The organism is Pseudarthrobacter sp. NPDC058196, from assembly GCF_042882685.1.
GTDB lineage: Bacteria > Actinomycetota > Actinomycetes > Actinomycetales > Micrococcaceae > Arthrobacter.
On record NZ_JBHVVN010000016.1, the window covers coordinates 39,522 to 55,049 of the forward strand.

Annotated in this window: 11 protein-coding genes; 7 read left to right on the top strand and 4 right to left on the bottom strand. The window is 65.1% G+C overall.

Annotated features, from left to right (window positions below; all coding sequences use genetic code 11):
• Window positions 1-18 precede the first annotated feature (18 nt).
• Together ACFVVC_RS19845 and ACFVVC_RS19850 are read right to left on the bottom strand one after the other, a co-directional pair.
• Window positions 19-1,752 (bottom strand): flavin monoamine oxidase family protein, encoded by a 1,734-nt coding sequence (locus ACFVVC_RS19845; RefSeq protein WP_387457272.1) that lies wholly within the window; start codon window positions 1,750-1,752, stop codon window positions 19-21.
• Window positions 1,749-3,179, bottom strand: a complete 1,431-nt coding sequence (locus tag ACFVVC_RS19850) for an amino acid permease (protein WP_387457422.1) — start codon at window positions 3,177-3,179, stop codon at window positions 1,749-1,751. Before ACFVVC_RS19850 ends, ACFVVC_RS19845 begins: the two co-directional genes overlap by 4 nt.
• 268 nt (window positions 3,180-3,447) lie before the next feature.
• Here ACFVVC_RS19850 and ACFVVC_RS19855 point away from each other — a divergent pair, with 268 nt between their 5' ends.
• Entirely contained in the window at window positions 3,448-5,064 is a 1,617-nt protein-coding gene (locus ACFVVC_RS19855) for a PucR family transcriptional regulator (protein ID WP_387457275.1), read from the top strand.
• Here ACFVVC_RS19855 and ACFVVC_RS19860 read toward each other — a convergent pair.
• Complete coding sequence (locus tag ACFVVC_RS19860; protein ID WP_387457278.1) at window positions 5,061-5,951, bottom strand: nitrilase-related carbon-nitrogen hydrolase; 891 nt, start codon at window positions 5,949-5,951, stop codon at window positions 5,061-5,063. The genes ACFVVC_RS19855 and ACFVVC_RS19860 overlap by 4 nt on opposite strands.
• Window positions 5,952-6,187: 236 nt before the next feature.
• Here ACFVVC_RS19860 and ACFVVC_RS19865 point away from each other — a divergent pair, with 236 nt between their 5' ends.
• The 4 genes from ACFVVC_RS19865 to ACFVVC_RS19880 all read left to right on the top strand — a co-directional run bounded on the left by ACFVVC_RS19865 (window position 6,188) and on the right by ACFVVC_RS19880 (window position 11,542).
• The gene (locus tag ACFVVC_RS19865; protein WP_285248329.1) at window positions 6,188-7,378 is read left to right on the top strand and encodes an ROK family transcriptional regulator; all 1,191 of its coding nucleotides are present in this window, start codon (window positions 6,188-6,190) and stop codon (window positions 7,376-7,378) included.
• Between the two features lie 131 nt (window positions 7,379-7,509).
• Window positions 7,510-9,069 (top strand): multiple monosaccharide ABC transporter ATP-binding protein, encoded by a 1,560-nt coding sequence (mmsA, locus tag ACFVVC_RS19870; RefSeq protein WP_387457281.1) that lies wholly within the window; start codon window positions 7,510-7,512, stop codon window positions 9,067-9,069.
• Between the two features lie 45 nt (window positions 9,070-9,114).
• On the top strand, window positions 9,115-10,398 hold the full coding sequence (gene mmsB, locus ACFVVC_RS19875) for a multiple monosaccharide ABC transporter permease (protein ID WP_018761952.1): 1,284 nt from the start codon (window positions 9,115-9,117) through the stop codon (window positions 10,396-10,398).
• A 49-nt stretch (window positions 10,399-10,447) separates the two neighbouring features.
• On the top strand, window positions 10,448-11,542 hold the full coding sequence (locus ACFVVC_RS19880; RefSeq protein WP_387457284.1) for a substrate-binding domain-containing protein: 1,095 nt from the start codon (window positions 10,448-10,450) through the stop codon (window positions 11,540-11,542).
• Window positions 11,543-11,619: 77 nt separating this feature from the next.
• Here ACFVVC_RS19880 and ACFVVC_RS19885 read toward each other — a convergent pair whose 3' ends face one another.
• Window positions 11,620-13,113, bottom strand: coding sequence for a polysaccharide lyase family 1 protein (locus ACFVVC_RS19885; protein ID WP_387457287.1), 1,494 nt, complete (start codon window positions 13,111-13,113; stop codon window positions 11,620-11,622).
• A 243-nt stretch (window positions 13,114-13,356) separates the two neighbouring features.
• On the opposite strand from ACFVVC_RS19885, the gene ACFVVC_RS19890 reads away from it, so the two are divergent.
• Together ACFVVC_RS19890 and ACFVVC_RS19895 are read left to right on the top strand one after the other, a co-directional pair.
• On the top strand, window positions 13,357-14,793 hold the full coding sequence (locus ACFVVC_RS19890; protein ID WP_387457290.1) for an ABC transporter permease: 1,437 nt from the start codon (window positions 13,357-13,359) through the stop codon (window positions 14,791-14,793).
• 2 nt (window positions 14,794-14,795) lie between these two features.
• The gene (locus tag ACFVVC_RS19895) at window positions 14,796-15,503 is read left to right on the top strand and encodes an ABC transporter ATP-binding protein (protein WP_387457293.1); all 708 of its coding nucleotides are present in this window, start codon (window positions 14,796-14,798) and stop codon (window positions 15,501-15,503) included.
• Window positions 15,504-15,528: the final 25 nt, after the last annotated feature.

Sequence of the window (15,528 nt, forward strand, 5' to 3'; positions counted from 1 at the left end):
CGACGCGCCGGGCCGGCGCTAGTCCAGGCTGATGGGCCCCAGTTCGTCGAGCAGGTCGCCCGGGCCGGGGTTGCCGGGCGCGGATGACCCGCCCAGGTGATTCACCACGCCCCACACCGCGTTCAGGCCGGTGGTCACGGCGCCTTCGGCCCACCCCGCCGTGAAGGAGACGTCGTCGCCGGCCAGGAAGATCCCGCGCTGGGATTCGGGCAGCGCGTCCTGCTTGAAGTGCGTGAACAGCCGCTGCTGGTAGCGGTAGTGGCCGGGCAGGTTGGCCTTGAAGGCACCCATGAAGTTGGGGTCCGCCTCCCAGGACACGGTAATGGGCTGCCCCACGATGTGCCCGGCAATGTCCACGCCGGGGTAGATCTGTTCCAGCGAGTGCAGCATCAGTTCCACGCGTTCGTCCGCATCCAGGGCAAGCCACTTCAGGGCGTCGTCGTTCCAGGTGTAGGACAACAGAATGACGGCCGGCTGGTCCGGGCCGTTGTCCAGCAGGTACGTGGCGCGGTTCAGCCGGTCTGTCAGGGTCATGGACAGCACCTCGCGGCCGGTGTCCGGGTCGGTGTCCTTCCAGAACGGCCGGTCCACCATGACGAACGTCTTGGACGACTGCATGTAATGCGAGCGCTCCATGGCGGTCCACAGCTCAGCCGGGAACAGTGCTTCCTCGGTGTGGATGCGGGTGGACAGCAGCCACGACTGGCACGTGCTCACCACTGCCGGGTAGCTGGCCTCGCGGCCCCAGCGTTCACGGATCCGCAGGTTCCCGTCCGGATCGCGGCTGATCTTTCCCACAGCGCCGCGGGGCGAGCCTGAGTGGAGCGAGGCAAGGGAGGTGCCGGCGGGCCAGTGGGCCAGGTCCGACGGCGCGTGCTGCCAGAGTGCCTCGGGCAGCCGTTGCGCTCCCCCGCGGATGAACCGGTGCTGGTCGTCCGCGTCGGTGTACACCACGCGGAGGATCTCCAGGATGGAGTTGGGGAAGTCCGTATCCCAGCCGCCCGTGCCGAAACCCACCTGGCCGAAAGCCTCCCGGTGCGCGAACCCTGCCTGTTTGAACGAATCGCTCGCGGCGATGAACCCGTAGAAGGTCTGCTCATCCATCAGTGGGAGCAGTTCGTTCCACAGTTCCTTGATCCTGGCCGTGTCGCGTGAGCGGATGGCGTCCTGCATTTCGACGAACTTGGCGCCGTCGTTGACAGCCGCTTTCCAGGCGTCTGCAACCTCGCGGAAGAAGGGCGGAAGGTCGCCGGGTTTTTCCGCGTAGTGCTTCTTGCCTGCCAACTCGATCACGGTGCTGGAGGTGGCCTCTGCGAGGGGGTTGGGGAACTCACAGGTTTCCAGGCCGAGCAGGTCAACGTAGTGGTAGAAGGCCTTGCCCGAGACCGGGAACCGCATGCCGCCGAGGTCCGCCACCACGCCGGGCGCCGCGGGGAAGGCGGCGGTGCGGAGCCGGCCGCCGATCTGGTCTGCCTCGTAGACCACCGGGCGCAAGCCGAGTTTCATCAGCTCATAGGCCGTTACCAGGCCGGAGAGCCCGGCTCCGATGACGGCCACTTCCGTGCCGTAGAGCTCCGGCGGGACCGAACCCATGCCGTCCGGGTGGGCCAGGTAGTGGTCGTAGCTGAACGGGAAGTCGGGGTTCAGCATGGTGATGGGCGCCCGGCCGTCAGGACCCTGCCCTGTTGCTGCGTCCGGCCCGGTGGAGGTGCTGGAGGGATCAAAGGCCGGCAGTTCGGTGGCGATGGTCATGAGTGTTCTGCTTTCACAGGTTCCTGGCGCGGGGCCTTGGCGGTCAGTTCACGGTAGTCGAGCTCGCTCAGGGCCGCTACCTTCGAGTTTCGGCGTCCATAGCCGAAGTAAATGGCAATCCCCACGAGCATCCAGGCGCCGAAGACGACCCAGGTCTCGGCGCCGAGGTTCGCCATGAGGTAGGCGCACATGAGCGTTCCCAGCACGGGCGTGACCGGATACAGGGGCACCCGGAAGCTGCGCTCCAGGTCCGGGCGGTTGCGCCGCAGGTAGATGACGGCGACGTTGACCAGGGCGAAGGCGAACAGCGTTCCGATGCTGGTGGCGTCCGCCAGCGCGCCGAGCGGCACGAGTCCTGCGGTCAGGGCGACGGCGGTGCCCACGATGAGCGTTCCGGCGGCTGGGGTGCCGGTCCGGGCGGAGACGCGTCCGAAGACCCTGGGCACCAGGCCATCCCGGGACATCGAGAGCAGGATGCGCGTCTGGCCGTACAGCACCGTGAGGACGATGCTGGCGATGGCAAGGACGGCACCGATGGAGAAGACCAGCGCAATCCATGGCTGGTGGGTGGTCTCCTCCAGGATCTGGACGAGGGCGGCCTCAGTACCGTCGAACCAGCCCCAGGGCCGGGCACCGATGGCGGCGACCGCCACGAGGACATAGACGCTGGTGACGATCACCATGGAGAGCAGGATGGCCCGGGGAAGGTCGCGTTTGGGGTTCCGGGCCTCTTCGCCGGCGGTGGAGGCGGCGTCAAAGCCGATGTAGGAGAAGAACACCCGCGAAGCAGCTGCGGAAACGCCGGCGGCTCCCATGGGCAGGAGCGGTTCGAAGTTGCCTGCGTTGAAGGCGGTAAAGGCAACGGCGCAGAAGAAGAGCAGGATGCCGATTTTGATGATCACCACAGCTGTGTTGATCCAGGCGCTTTCCCGGGCACCGCGGACCAGCAGGACCATGGCCAGGACCACGATGGCCATCGCCGGGATGTTCACCAGTCCGCCGTCTCCGGGAGGCTGGGACATTGCATCCGGCAGTACCTGCCCAAACGCCGCCAGCGCTTCATTGACGTACTGGCCGGCACCCACGGCTACTGCGGCCACGGAAACGGCGTACTCAAGGACCAGGCACCACCCGCAGATCCATGCCATGCCCTCGCCCATGGTGGCGTAGGAATAGGAATAGCTGGAGCCCGCTACCGGAACGAGGCCGGCCATTTCGGCGTACGACACCGCCGAGAGCAACGCGGCCACGCCGGCGATGACGAAGGAGATCCAGATGGCCGGGCCGGCCAGCGGCACCGACTCGCCAAGGATCACCAGGATCCCGGTCCCGAGCGTGGCGCCAACACTGATCATGGTGAGGTGGAGGACGCCGAAGCTGCGGACCAGCGCAGTGCCGCCCTCGCCGCTTCCGGCTTCGCTGACCATCTGGCCGATTGGTTTGCGGCGCAGGAGCTGGTCAGCCAGCCGCGGCCGGGAGACACCCGGCGCAATGGGTTTTTCGGTGGTCACAGGCACAGTCACCGTTGACGTCCCTTCAGAGTAGTTTTCGGTTTCCCCTCCCCAAGGTTGGCATGTGAGCCAACTCTCAGGGCGGTGCAAAATGACCTATAGTTGCCAACCATGAGACTATCTGCACACCACCACCACGGGCCAACCGCGGTCCGGGCGGGCCGCTCCACGATCGCGGTCCGCCATGCCCGCTGAGCCCGCAGCCACCGGCCGGCTCAGCTTCGTCACGCTCCAGCAGTTCCTGGACCAACTGCCGCCACTGTTGAAGACGCTCCACGACGGCGGCAGCGGCGACCGGCTGCTGCGCTGGGTGGAGCCCAGTGAGCTGGAGGACCCGACGCCCTACCTGCCGGAAGGCGAGTTCCTGTTAACCGCAGGCCTTCCCTTCCTGGGGAACGGCGGGGCGCCCGCCAGCGTGGACGCGTATGTCCGGCGGCTGGTGGACGCCAAGGTGGCAGCCCTGGGCTTCGGGATCAGGCCGTACTTCGATGCCGTCCCGGACGTGGTCATCGACGCGTGCCGGCGGCACAACCTCACCTTGTTCGAAGTACCTGAATCGCTCCCGTTCGCGGCCATCGGCCTTCAGTTCTCCCAGCTTCTGGAGTCCGACACCGCGCGGGTTTTCCGTCAGTTGGCGGAGACCAACCGACAGTTGATGCGCGCAGTCCTCTCCCCCAGGCCCGAACACGAACTGCTGGCGGCGCTGGTCCAGCGCGTGCCCGTCTGGGCAGTGATGGTGGGAGCGGACGGCCGGGTCCGGGCCCGCGGCGCCAGTGGGGGCGGCAGCCCCGCCGTCGAACTTTCCCTGCTGGAACCCATGCTCAAACGCCTGTTGTCCGGTAGCGGACCCCGGGTGGAGATGGAGGCGTTTGACCAACCCGGCTCCGCCTTGGTGGTTGGCCATCCGTTGCGCAGCACCAAGGACGCAAACCTGGGCGCATTGGTCCTGGGTTCAGATGCACCGTTGGCGCCGGCGCAGAACAACGTGGTCCAGTCCGCCGTCGGCCTCCTCGAACTGTTGGTCCGGCAGCGCACCAGCGGCTCATTGGCTCCCAGCCAGCTGGCTACGGCTGTCCTGCTGCATCCCGAAAGCCTCACCAGCGGGGGCAGCAGGCACCTGAACGCACTCCGGGATCTGATGGCGCAGAGCCTGTCCTCCACCCGGTCCGCGGGAATGCGCGTGGTGCAGGGCATCAAGATGGGCGCCCCGGAGTGGCCTGCCGGGGACAGCCCGGTCCGGGAGCTCCTGCAGTGGCGGCGACTGTTCGATACCAAGCTGGTGGAAATCACCGATTACGGATTCGCTGCAGTGACCCGGTTGAAGGTGGACGACTCCCTGCTCGCCGAGGTCGAAAAGCTCGGGTGGCGCCTGGTGGTCGGCGAATCCACCGAACTCACCGGTCTTGCCGCCGCGTACCAGGATGCGAGTTCCCTGCGCAGCCGCGTGCAGAGGAGCGGGCAAAGCGTCCGCGCCGACGAGGTTCAATGGTCGGTGGCCGGGTTGCTGGGCCGCGAAGCAGGAACCATGCTGGCGGAACGGCTCCTTCATCCGGTGCTGTCCTTGGAACCGGACCGGCGCGATCCGCTGCTGGCGGTGCTGCGCGGCTGGCTCACCGAGAACGGCAGCTGGGACGGCTCCGCCAAGCTGCTGGGACTTCACCGGAACAGCGTGCGGCGCCAGATAGGGGTCCTTGGAGATCTCCTCGGGATGGACCTGAACCAGGCGCAGGTGCGGGCAGAGCTGTGGATTGCACTGCAGTACGCGGACGCGTTGACGGGCCCGACGGCGGGCAGCAGCTAGGCCAGGTGACCCGCGGGCCGGGCCGGGCCTGGCGCAAGCCGGGCCTCCCACTCGCGGTACAGCTCCGGCCGGCGCTCCCTCAGGTACGGCACCTCGTCCCTGGCGGCGCGGACGGCCTCCGTGCCCACCGTGGCGAACAGCAGTTCCGGAGCGTTGCCCGCCGCGGCCAGCAGGCCGCCATCCGGCCCCGCCACAACACTTCCCCCGCCGAACGTGTAGGAATCCTCGGCGCCGCAGTGGTTGGCATAGGCCACGTTGAGCTGGCTTTCCAGCGCGCGGGCGCGGACAAGGACCTGGGGCACCGCCGCGTAGCCTTCGGACAAGGCCGTGGGCACCAGCAGCAGTTCCGCGCCGCGCGCGGCCGCGGCCCTCGCGGCTTCGGGGAATTCGATGTCGTAGCAGATCAGCAGGGAGGTGCGGATGCCAAGGAAGTCGACGACGGCGGGCGGCTCGTTGGCCGCAACGAACGCCTTGCGTTCCTCGTCGCCGAAGAGGTGCACCTTGGCGTACCGAAGAAGTTCCGTGCCGCCGGCATCCACCAGGGATGCGGAAATGTGCCAGCCGGGACCGCCCGCGCGGTCCATGTCCCGGGAGCCGCCGCCCCCATTGACGGCAGCGCCGGCGGCTTCCGCCGGAAGGCTGTACACGAGGCCAATTCCGTTACGGCGGGCGATTCCGGCGAGGCTTTCGCGGATGGCGGGAAGGGTCGCCGGGTCCAGCTCGCTACGCAGCCGCAGCGGGCCGTAGCCCACGGGAAACAGCTCCGGCGTCAGGAGCAGGCCGGCACCGGCGCGGGCGGCCCGGCTGGCAGCCTCATCAATGGTCCGGAGATTGGCCTCAACATCCAGGACCGCGGCGTTTGCCTGCAGGACGGACAGCAGCATCATTACCACCTTCTGTATCCCTGTCCATACCGACTGGACGGGCCGGACTGTTCACTCCCTCCAGCCTAGCCAGCCCGGCCGGGAAGGCGGTGGGTCATTTGGACCCGTTCACCCCAGCCGCGGGACGGAATGCCCGGAGGCGGCACCCGGCAGCCGTCAGCCGCGTTCATTGGACACCCGCCCGTCGTTATGCGTTAACTTCTTGACTACAAGAGGAGCGATAGGGCAGTCTTCTTAGCATGTCCGCAACCACGCGCTCAACGAGGAGCAAGCCCAAGAACCCCGGCTCGCAGTCAGCCCTGCGGCAGCTCAACCAGCAGCGGATTATTGAGGCACTTATGGGGGGTCCGTCCACGCAGGCGGAGCTCGCCCGGCAGACAGGGCTCTCCACCGCCACCGTCTCGAACATCGTCAAAATCATGCTGGACTCCGGCCTGGCCTCCACCGAACCGATCACCAGTTCCGGACGCCGGGCACTGAACGTGCGACTCAACAGCAACGGCGCCGTAGCGGTCGGCATCGACTTCGGCCGCCGGCACTTACGGGTGGTCCTTGCCTCCCTCAGCTACCACGTCATTGCCGAAGAATCCGTGATGCTCCCGCTGGGCCACCAGGCGGACGACGGCATCCAGGCGGCGGTGGAGCTGCTGGAGAAACTGCTCCGGGAAAGCGGGGTGGAACGCAGCTACATGGTGGGTGCCGGCGTCGGAATTCCTGGCCCGATCGACCGGCGGACCGGCACCGTGGCGCAGGGGGCAATCCTTCCCGAATGGGTGGGCATCAACATCCTCCAGCACCTTGAGGAAACCTTGAGAATCCCCGTGTTTGTTGACAACGACGCGAATCTTGGTGCGTGGTCGGAAGTCACCTGGGGACAGCATTCGGGGGTCAGCAACCTGCTGTTCCTGAAGATCGGCTCCGGTATCGGCGCCGGCCTGATCCTGAACGGAGCCCCCTACTACGGCAACGTGGGAATCACCGGCGAAATCGGCCATGCAACCATCCACGAGCAAGGGCTGGTGTGCCGGTGCGGGAACCGCGGATGCCTGGAAACCATCGCATCCACCACCACCATGATCGAGCTCCTGAGCCGCGGCGAGGACCGGCCGTTGACGCCCGCCGACATCGTCAGGAAAGCTTTGAACCGGGACTCCGCGACCCTCCGCGTGGTGGACGACGCAGGCCTGGCGGTGGGGCGCGCGCTGGGCAATGTGGCCAACCTGATCAACCCCGAAGTCATCGTGGTGGGCGGGCCGCTGGCAGGCCTGGGCGACATCCTGCTGGACCCTATCCGCAGGGGGCTGATCCGGCACGCGGTGCCGGTGATCGGCGAAACAACCACCTTGGCCATGTCGTCACTCGGCGACCGCGCCGAGGCCCTGGGAGCGGCCGCGTTGGTGTTCCAACATGCAGGTATCCGACGGTCGTAGACCATTTTGTTATCCGGCAATTGCGTTAAAGACTTGACGACAACAGCTGTGATCCAGTTTACTTTTGGTTCAGACGGCCCTGCGCTTTGCCGGCCGGACAAAGAAGTCATTGCATTGGAGGGTTAGGGCTCATGACGTCCCAGACCACGCATACGGATCCGATCATCCTCGAGATGCGGTCCATCACCAAGGAATTCCCCGGCGTTAAAGCCTTGTCGAACGTGAGCCTCCGGGTCAGGGCCGGCGAAATCCACGCCATCTGCGGCGAAAACGGCGCCGGCAAGTCCACCCTCATGAAGGTCCTGTCGGGCGTGTACCCCTACGGCAGCTACGACGGCGACATCGTGTACCAGGGCCAGGTCCAGCAGTTCAAGGACATCAGGGCCAGCGAGCACGCCGGCATCGTGATCATCCACCAGGAACTGGCGCTGATCCCGGAGCTGTCCATCATGGAGAACATCTTCCTGGGCAACGAACCCACCAAGCGGGGCGTCATCGACTGGGCCGAGGCCCGGCTGCGGTCCCTGGACCTGCTGGCGCGCGTGGGCCTTCGGGATGACCCGGACACTCCCATCAAGGAGATCGGTGTCGGCAAGCAGCAGCTGGTGGAAATTGCCAAAGCCCTGAACAAGTCCGTGAAGATCCTGATCCTGGACGAGCCCACTGCCGCCCTGAACGAGTCCGACTCCCAGCACCTGCTGGACCTGATGCTCGGCCTGAAGGCGAAGGGCATCACCTCGATCATCATTTCGCACAAGCTCAACGAGATTGAGCAGGTGGCCGATTCGATCACCATCATCCGCGACGGCAAGTCCATCGAGACGCTGGACGTCAAGAAGGACGGCGTGGACGAGGACCGGATCATCAAGGGCATGGTGGGCCGGACGCTGGAATCACGGTTCCCGGACCACACCCCCAAGATCGGCGAGGTGTTCTTCGAGGTCAAGGACTGGACTGTTGGCCACCCGGCCATCCAGGACCGCCTGGTCTGCAAAGGCTCGAACTTCTTCGTCCGCCGCGGCGAAATCGTCGGCTTCGCAGGGCTGATGGGCGCCGGGCGCACGGAACTGGCCCGCTCGGTCTTCGGCCGGTCCTACGGCCGCTTCATCGACGGCCACATCTACAAGGACGGCAAGGAAGTGGTCCTCAAGAACGTCCGGCATGCTATTGACGCCGGCCTGGGCTACGTCACCGAAGACCGCAAGTCACTGGGCCTGAACCTCCTGGACGACATCAAGACCACCACCGTGGCGGCAAACCTCCGCAAGATCAGCCACAACTTCGTGGTGGACGCCAACCAGGAATTCACGGTTGCGGAGCAGTACCGCAAGTCGCTGCGCACCAAGACGCCTTCCGTCGAGGAAGGCGTTGCCAAGCTCTCCGGCGGCAACCAGCAGAAGGTGGTCCTCGCCAAGTGGATGTTCACGGACCCCGACCTGCTGATCCTCGACGAGCCCACGCGCGGCATCGATGTCGGCGCCAAGTATGAGATCTACGGCATCATCCAGCAGCTCGCCAACCAGGGCAAGGGCGTCATCGTTATCTCCTCGGAGCTCCCCGAGCTCCTGGGCCTGTCCGACCGCATCTACACCATCTTCGAAGGCGCCATCACCGGTGTCCTGAACAAAGACGAGGCCAGCCAGGAAAGCCTGATGAAACTGATGACCTCCGCTACCCGAAAAGCCGCCTGACCTCCTGGCAAACCCCAGAACCTTCCGGACACAAGGACTGACACCATGAACGCCCTCAAAAAGCTGTTTGGCGGCAACACCCGCCAATTCGGCATGATTTTCGCCTTGGTTGCGCTGATCATTTTCTTCCAAATCTTCACCGACGGCCGCACCCTCACTCCCGGCAACGTCATCAACCTTTTCAACGGCAACTCCTACATCCTGATCCTGGCAATCGGCATGGTCCTGGTGATCATCGCCGGGCACATCGATCTCTCCGTGGGTTCGGTCGCGGCGTTTGTCGGGGTCAGCGTTGCCCTGGCCATCCGCGACTGGGGAATCCCCTGGTATGCGGGCGTGCTCCTGGGCCTGCTGCTCGGAGCCCTGATCGGTGCTTGGCAAGGCCTGTGGACCGCTTATGTGGGCATTCCTGCCTTCATCGTCACCTTGGCCGGCATGCTCCTGTTCCGCGGCTTCAACCAGTTCGTGGGCAAATCCAATACCATTCCCGTCCCGGAAGACTTCCAGTACCTCGGCTCCGGTTACCTTCCCGAGGTGGGACCGGACACCGGGTTCAATAACCTGACACTCCTGATGGGCATCGCCGTTGCGGTCTTCGTCGTCGTGGGCGAACTCCGCGCCCGGGCTCGCGCCAAGGCGCTGGGCGCCGGCGTCCCCGAAATGTGGGTGACCGTGGTGAAGCTGGTGCTGATCTGCGCCGCCATCCTTTACGCCACGTACCTGTTCGCCACGGGCCGGCCCGGCACGTCCTTCCCCATCCCCGGCCTGATCCTGGCCGTCCTGGTCCTGATCTACGGCTTCATCTCCTCGCGCACCGTCGTTGGCCGCCACGTCTACGCTGTTGGTGGCAACCGCCACGCAGCCGAGCTGTCCGGTGTCCAATCCAAGAAGGTCAACTTCCTGGTCATGATGAACATGTCCATCCTGGCCGGCCTGGCCGGCATGATCTTCGTGGGCCGCTCCACCGCGTCCGGCCCCTTTGACGGCGTGGGCTGGGAACTGGACGCCATCGCCGCAGTCTTCATCGGCGGCGCGGCAGTGACAGGCGGCGTGGGTACCGTGGTCGGCTCCATCATCGGTGGCCTGGTCATGGCCGTGCTCAACAACGGCCTCCAGCTCCTGGGCGTCGGCGCCGACCTCACCCAGATCATCAAGGGCCTGGTCCTCCTGATCGCGGTCGCCTTCGACGTCTACAACAAGTCGCAGGGCAAGCGGTCCATCATCGGCATGTTGACCCGGAACATGAACCGCAACACCGCCGGTCCCAGCGGCCCCATCCAGCCTGACGAAACAACCTCCACCAAGGAAGCGATCGCCAGGGAAGCCTGAAGTTTGCAGCCTGAATACTGTTCCATCACACAAAGAAAGAGAACCAACAATGCGAATGTTTGGTAAAGCAGGGAAGGCCGCAGCGGTTGCTGCCATCGCAGCACTGGCGCTGACGGGCTGTGGACGCTCGGAACCCTCCGGTGGTTCCAGCAGCGGTGCCGCAGGATTCGACCAGAACTCCTCGATCGGCGTCGCGCTTCCGCAGAAGACCAGTGAGAACTGGGTCCTGGCCGAGAAGCTGTTCAACGACGGCCTGAACGGCGCAGGGTTCAAGGCTGATGTCCAGTTCGCCAACGGCGGCGTTTCCGAGCAGCAGAACCAGATCAGCGCCATGGTTACCAAGGGTGCCAAGGTCATCATCGTGGGCGCCATCGACGGTTCCCAACTGGGTACCCAGCTCAAGCAGGCCAAGGACGCGGGCGCCACCATCATCGCCTACGACCGCCTCCTGCTGAACACTGCCAACGTTGACTACTACGTGGCGTACGACAACTTCAAGGTCGGCGTTCTCCAGGGCCAGGCCCTGCTGGACGGCCTCAAGGCCAAGAAGCCGTCCGGCCCGTACAACATTGAACTGTTCGCCGGTTCCCCGGATGATGCCAACGCCAAGGTGTTCTTCGACGGCGCCATGAGCATCCTGAAGCCCAAGATCGACGACGGCACCCTCAAGGTTGTCTCCGGACAGGCCAGCTTCGAGCAGGCCGTAACCCAGGGCTGGAAGGCTGAGAACGCCCAGCGCCGTATGGACACCCTGCTCAGCGGCAGCTACAGCAGCGCCAACGTCGACGGCGTCCTGTCCCCCAACGACACCCTGGCCCGCGCGATCCTGACCTCCGTCAAGGCCGCAGGCAAGCCGATCCCGGTGGTCACCGGCCAGGACTCCGAGGTTGAGTCGGTCAAGTCCATCCTGGCGGGCGAACAGTACTCCACCATCAACAAGGACACCCGCAAGCTCGTTGAGCACGCCATCACCATGGTCAAGGACCTGCAGGCCGGCAAGAAGCCCGAGGTCAACGACGACAAGTCCTACAACAACGGCAACAAGGTTGTTCCCGCCTACCTGCTGGAGCCGGTCATCGTGACCTCCGCCAACGTGAAGACGGCCTACACGGACGACCCCGTACTCGGCCCGATCACCAAGTAGCACCCTTGCAACAGCCGTCATAAAACCGGCTACAGGAAGCCCGGTCCCTCCGTGGGGCCGGGCTTTCCTGCGTCTGCCTAGCGCTGGACCCGGAGCACTCCCGGTCCGGTGAACTGCAGCGCGTGGTTCTTCACGGCCGCAGGGGTGGTAAATGCTTTGTAGCTGTAGGCGTCGGCGGGGTTCCAGCCCACATCCGTGGTGAAGTCCCAGCCGGTCCAGTCCGCGGCAGGAGTTCCGGTCGCTTCTGCGTCAGCAAGGGCCTGCGCACGGTGTTGGTCGAAGGAGGCACGGGCTATGGCGTTCAGGTCCGCGGCGGCCCCGTTGAACCAGGACCCGGTATCGCTGAAGCGGTTGCCGTTGTAGTTGCTGACCATGACGCTCTGGTCAGCACCGGGTCCGGTGTATTCGAACGCGTTTCGCTCTGAAAAGATTCGTGATTCATATCCGGCGCCCAGGAAGTAGCTGTGACCGCCCTGCCCCTCGCTGATCATGGGGTATCCGGGGTTGTCAGTGCTGCCGACGAAATAGTTATTGACGACATGGACTTCGCCGAAGCGCACTCGCGGTCCGCGTTGCTGGATGTTCTCGAACAGGTTGCCGATGTACGTGACATGAAGCTTGCCGCCATCTTTGTCCACGTGTTCATCGCCCGACCCCAGGAGCATGGTCTTGTCGTGGTTGGACAGCCTGCTATTCGAAACGGTGACGAAATCGGTGCCGTCCTTCAGATCCAGCAGTCCATCGTGCCGGTTCGCAGGCTTGCCCCGGAAGCCCATCGGCGCCTTCGCATCGGGGAACCTGCCGTCAGACAACTGGACGTGGTCTATCCAAACGTGGTGGGACGTCACCGAAGAGACAGCATCGAAGCGCGCATTCCAGGCTCCGTCGCCGTCGTCGGGAGACCATGTGGTGAAGAAATCCACCGGCGCTTCAATGCTGAGGTTTCGAATCACCACGTTCGAGGCGTTAAGGATCACAATGTTTGCACCTACAAAGCCGGCGGCCCCATCCGCCCCTACGAGGGTGGTGTTGCTGGGGATGCTGATTTCAATCTGCCGCTTCATGTTGTTGCTGCCGGTCTGCCGGAGTTGGCGCTGCTTTTTGCAGTAATCGAAGGTTTGGTCGCTCCACACCCGTCCCTCCGGTCCGAAGCAGGACATGTACTTGGTGATGTCGTATCCGGACGCGTAATCCTGCTCCCCGAGGATGCGGCCGTCCGAGGCCTGGTTTCCGTCGATAGTGCCGCGGACGTAAACCACCTTCGGTGCGGTCGGCTCGCCGTGGTTGGCGAGCGCAGCCTTCAGCCCGGCAAGGGTATTCACCTCGTAGGTGTTTGCGGCGGGTGCGCCGGCGCCGCCATTGGTACCGCCTCCGACGGCGGCCCAACCGGCAGTTGCTGCATCATGAGCACGGATGGTGCCGCCGCCGGTTGGTGCCGGCGTGGCCGGGGCGGGAGCCGCCACGGCAAGTCCGACGGCCAGCGCGCAGGCGACGGAGGTGGCGATCATAGCGAGGCGCGGGAGGCCCCGCTGCATGGACGGGAAAGGTCGGAGGGTGTTCAGGGACGTCATTGGCCTGGTTTCCGGCATGCCAAATAGACCACATGCCTTGGTACGTGGTGCATCGGATGGGTTGCGACTCAATTCAGAAAGCGTTTTCTGACGAGTTCCTTAATTTCTAGTACTCCTGTGACAAAGCTGTCAATAGCGCTTCACAGCGCAAACACAGGCGTGGCCGGATTCCTGCACAGCATGCCCGGCGAATGTTGATGCGAAGCCGGCCCTCCGCGCCGGCACCTGAGTCATAGGAGTAACGTGAGCGTCCTTGCCCGAAGCGTAGGCAATGCCTTCAGAAACAAGGTCCGAACCGCAGCTGTCGTCGCGGTGCTGGCCGTCGCCATTGGACTGGCCCTGGCCATGCTGGTGGCCAACCAGGCGGTCGGAGCCAAAGTCCAGGAGCTGAACGCCTCCGTTGGCACCGTCCTGACTGTCAACCCCGCAGGCGGCCAAGGCTTTGAAGGCGGCGGGGAGCCCCTCACCGCCGACCAGGCAGCGGCTGCCGCCGCCGTACCCAACGTCAGTGCCGTCGTCGGGACCTCATCACTCCGCCTCCGCAATGCCGCTGAAGCCGCAGCGCAGGCAGCAGCAGGCCAGACGGGCCAGGCCGGTCCCGGGGGCGGCCAAGGCGGACCCGGCGGTCAGTCCGCAGCCACCTTGACCACCAGCCTGACCGCTGCGGTGGACGCCGGCACGCTGGGCAACCGCAACCAGCAGGCCAACGGAACCACGGGTTCCACCGGAAGCACACAGGCCGTGAGGTCCCTGCCCATCACTGCCACGGGGATCGGCGCAGAGGTGGACAGCACCGGCAAGGCCCTGAACATCACGCAGGGCTCGGGGCTCGGCGACTACTCAACCGCGTCGACCAGCGCGCTGCTCGGCACCACACTGGCCGAAAAGAACAACCTCTCGCCCGGTTCCACCTTCACCATCAATGACCAGGCCTACACGGTGGCCGGATTGTTCGACGCAGGCACCGCATTCGGCAACAACGCCGTCTACGTGACACTGCCTACTGCCCAGACCCTGGCCGGTACGCCCAATGAGCTGTCCAGCATGATTGTCACGGTCAACTCGATGAACAATGTGGCCTCCACCAAGACGGCACTGCAGACGGCGCTCGGCTCTGACAAGGCTGACGTCACCCAGGGCCAGAACCTGCAGACGGCCGTCAGCTCCCTGGACAGCGTCAAGAACATTTCCTTGATCGCATTCATCGCCGCCCTTGGCACGGCAGGCCTGATCATCCTGCTCATTATGGTGATGCTGGTCCGCGAGCGCCGCCGCGAGATCGGTGTGCTGAAGGCCATCGGTGCACCCAACCGCACCATCGGGCTGCAGTTCGTGCTGGAAGCGCTGGTCCTCGCCGCACTGGGCAGCGCAGTGGGAGCCGGCATCGCATCATTTGCCAGCGGCGGCATTGCCTCTGCCCTGATCAGCAGCAACACCACCACGACTGCCGCCACAACCACCGGCCGCGGATTCCCGGGCGGGGCCGGCGGCTTCCCCGGCGGCCAGGGTGGTCCCTTGGGCGGCGCCTCCCAGTTGTTGAACTCCGTGACCGCCAGCGCATCGCCGGGAGTGATCGCCGGTGGTATTGCTGCCGTGTTCGGCGTCGCCATCGTCGGCGCCCTGGTTCCTGCGCTGCTCACCGCGCGTATCCGTCCGATCGAAGTCCTGCGAGGAGAATAGCCATGATTGAAGTCAAGAACCTGGTCCGTACTTTCAACTCAGGTGACCGCACCATCAAGCCCGTCAACGATGTCAGCCTTGACTTGGAGCAAGGAACCCTCGCTTCGATCGTTGGCAAGAGCGGCAGTGGCAAGAGCACCCTGCTGTCCCTCCTGGGCGCGCTGGACAAGCCCACCAGCGGAGACGTGGTGGTCAACGGGGTCAGCCTCGCCAGGATGCCCGACGCCAAACTGACCGAGTACCGCCGGCGCGATATAGGTTTCGTCTTCCAACAGTTCAACCTGATCCCCAACCTGTCGGCCGTGGATAACGTCATGCTGCCCATGGAGTTCGCCGGCATGCGCAAGGCAGCCCGGCTGCAGCGGGCCAGGGAGCTGCTGGAGCAGGTCCAACTGGACCCTTCCAAGCATGAGCGGCGTATCAACAGGCTCTCCGGTGGCGAGCAGCAGCGTGTAGCCATTGCCCGGGCGCTGGCCAACGAGCCCAAGCTCATCCTGGCGGACGAACCCACAGGGAACCTGGACGAGCAAACCGGCGACCACATTATCGAGCTCCTCAGCTCGCTGAGCCGGGACCACAACACCACCATCCTGGTGGTGACGCACGACCGCGCCTTGGCCAACAAGACCGACCGCCGTTTCCGCCTGCAGCAAGGCAAACTGACGGAGGAACCCGTCCGCGGCCGGGCTGCCGTCGCCGCCTCTGCCTGAGGCCTCGGGGCTCAAGGCGCGGGCA

Excerpts from the sequence above, each read along its gene's own strand:
- ACFVVC_RS19845 (WP_387457272.1), bottom strand. The coding sequence starts at position 1,752 with ATGACCATCGCCACCGAACTGCCGGCCTTTGATCCCTCCAGCACCTCC.
- ACFVVC_RS19850 (WP_387457422.1), bottom strand. The coding sequence starts at position 3,179 with ATGGTCAGCGAAGCCGGAAGCGGCGAGGGCGGCACTGCGCTGGTCCGC.
- ACFVVC_RS19855 (WP_387457275.1), top strand. The coding sequence starts at position 3,448 with ATGCCCGCTGAGCCCGCAGCCACCGGCCGGCTCAGCTTCGTCACGCTC.
- ACFVVC_RS19860 (WP_387457278.1), bottom strand. The coding sequence starts at position 5,951 with ATGATGCTGCTGTCCGTCCTGCAGGCAAACGCCGCGGTCCTGGATGTT.
- ACFVVC_RS19865 (WP_285248329.1), top strand. The coding sequence starts at position 6,188 with ATGTCCGCAACCACGCGCTCAACGAGGAGCAAGCCCAAGAACCCCGGC.
- mmsA (WP_387457281.1), top strand. The coding sequence starts at position 7,510 with ATGACGTCCCAGACCACGCATACGGATCCGATCATCCTCGAGATGCGG.
- mmsB (WP_018761952.1), top strand. The coding sequence starts at position 9,115 with ATGAACGCCCTCAAAAAGCTGTTTGGCGGCAACACCCGCCAATTCGGC.
- ACFVVC_RS19880 (WP_387457284.1), top strand. The coding sequence starts at position 10,448 with ATGCGAATGTTTGGTAAAGCAGGGAAGGCCGCAGCGGTTGCTGCCATC.
- ACFVVC_RS19885 (WP_387457287.1), bottom strand. The coding sequence starts at position 13,113 with ATGACGTCCCTGAACACCCTCCGACCTTTCCCGTCCATGCAGCGGGGC.
- ACFVVC_RS19895 (WP_387457293.1), top strand. The coding sequence starts at position 14,796 with ATGATTGAAGTCAAGAACCTGGTCCGTACTTTCAACTCAGGTGACCGC.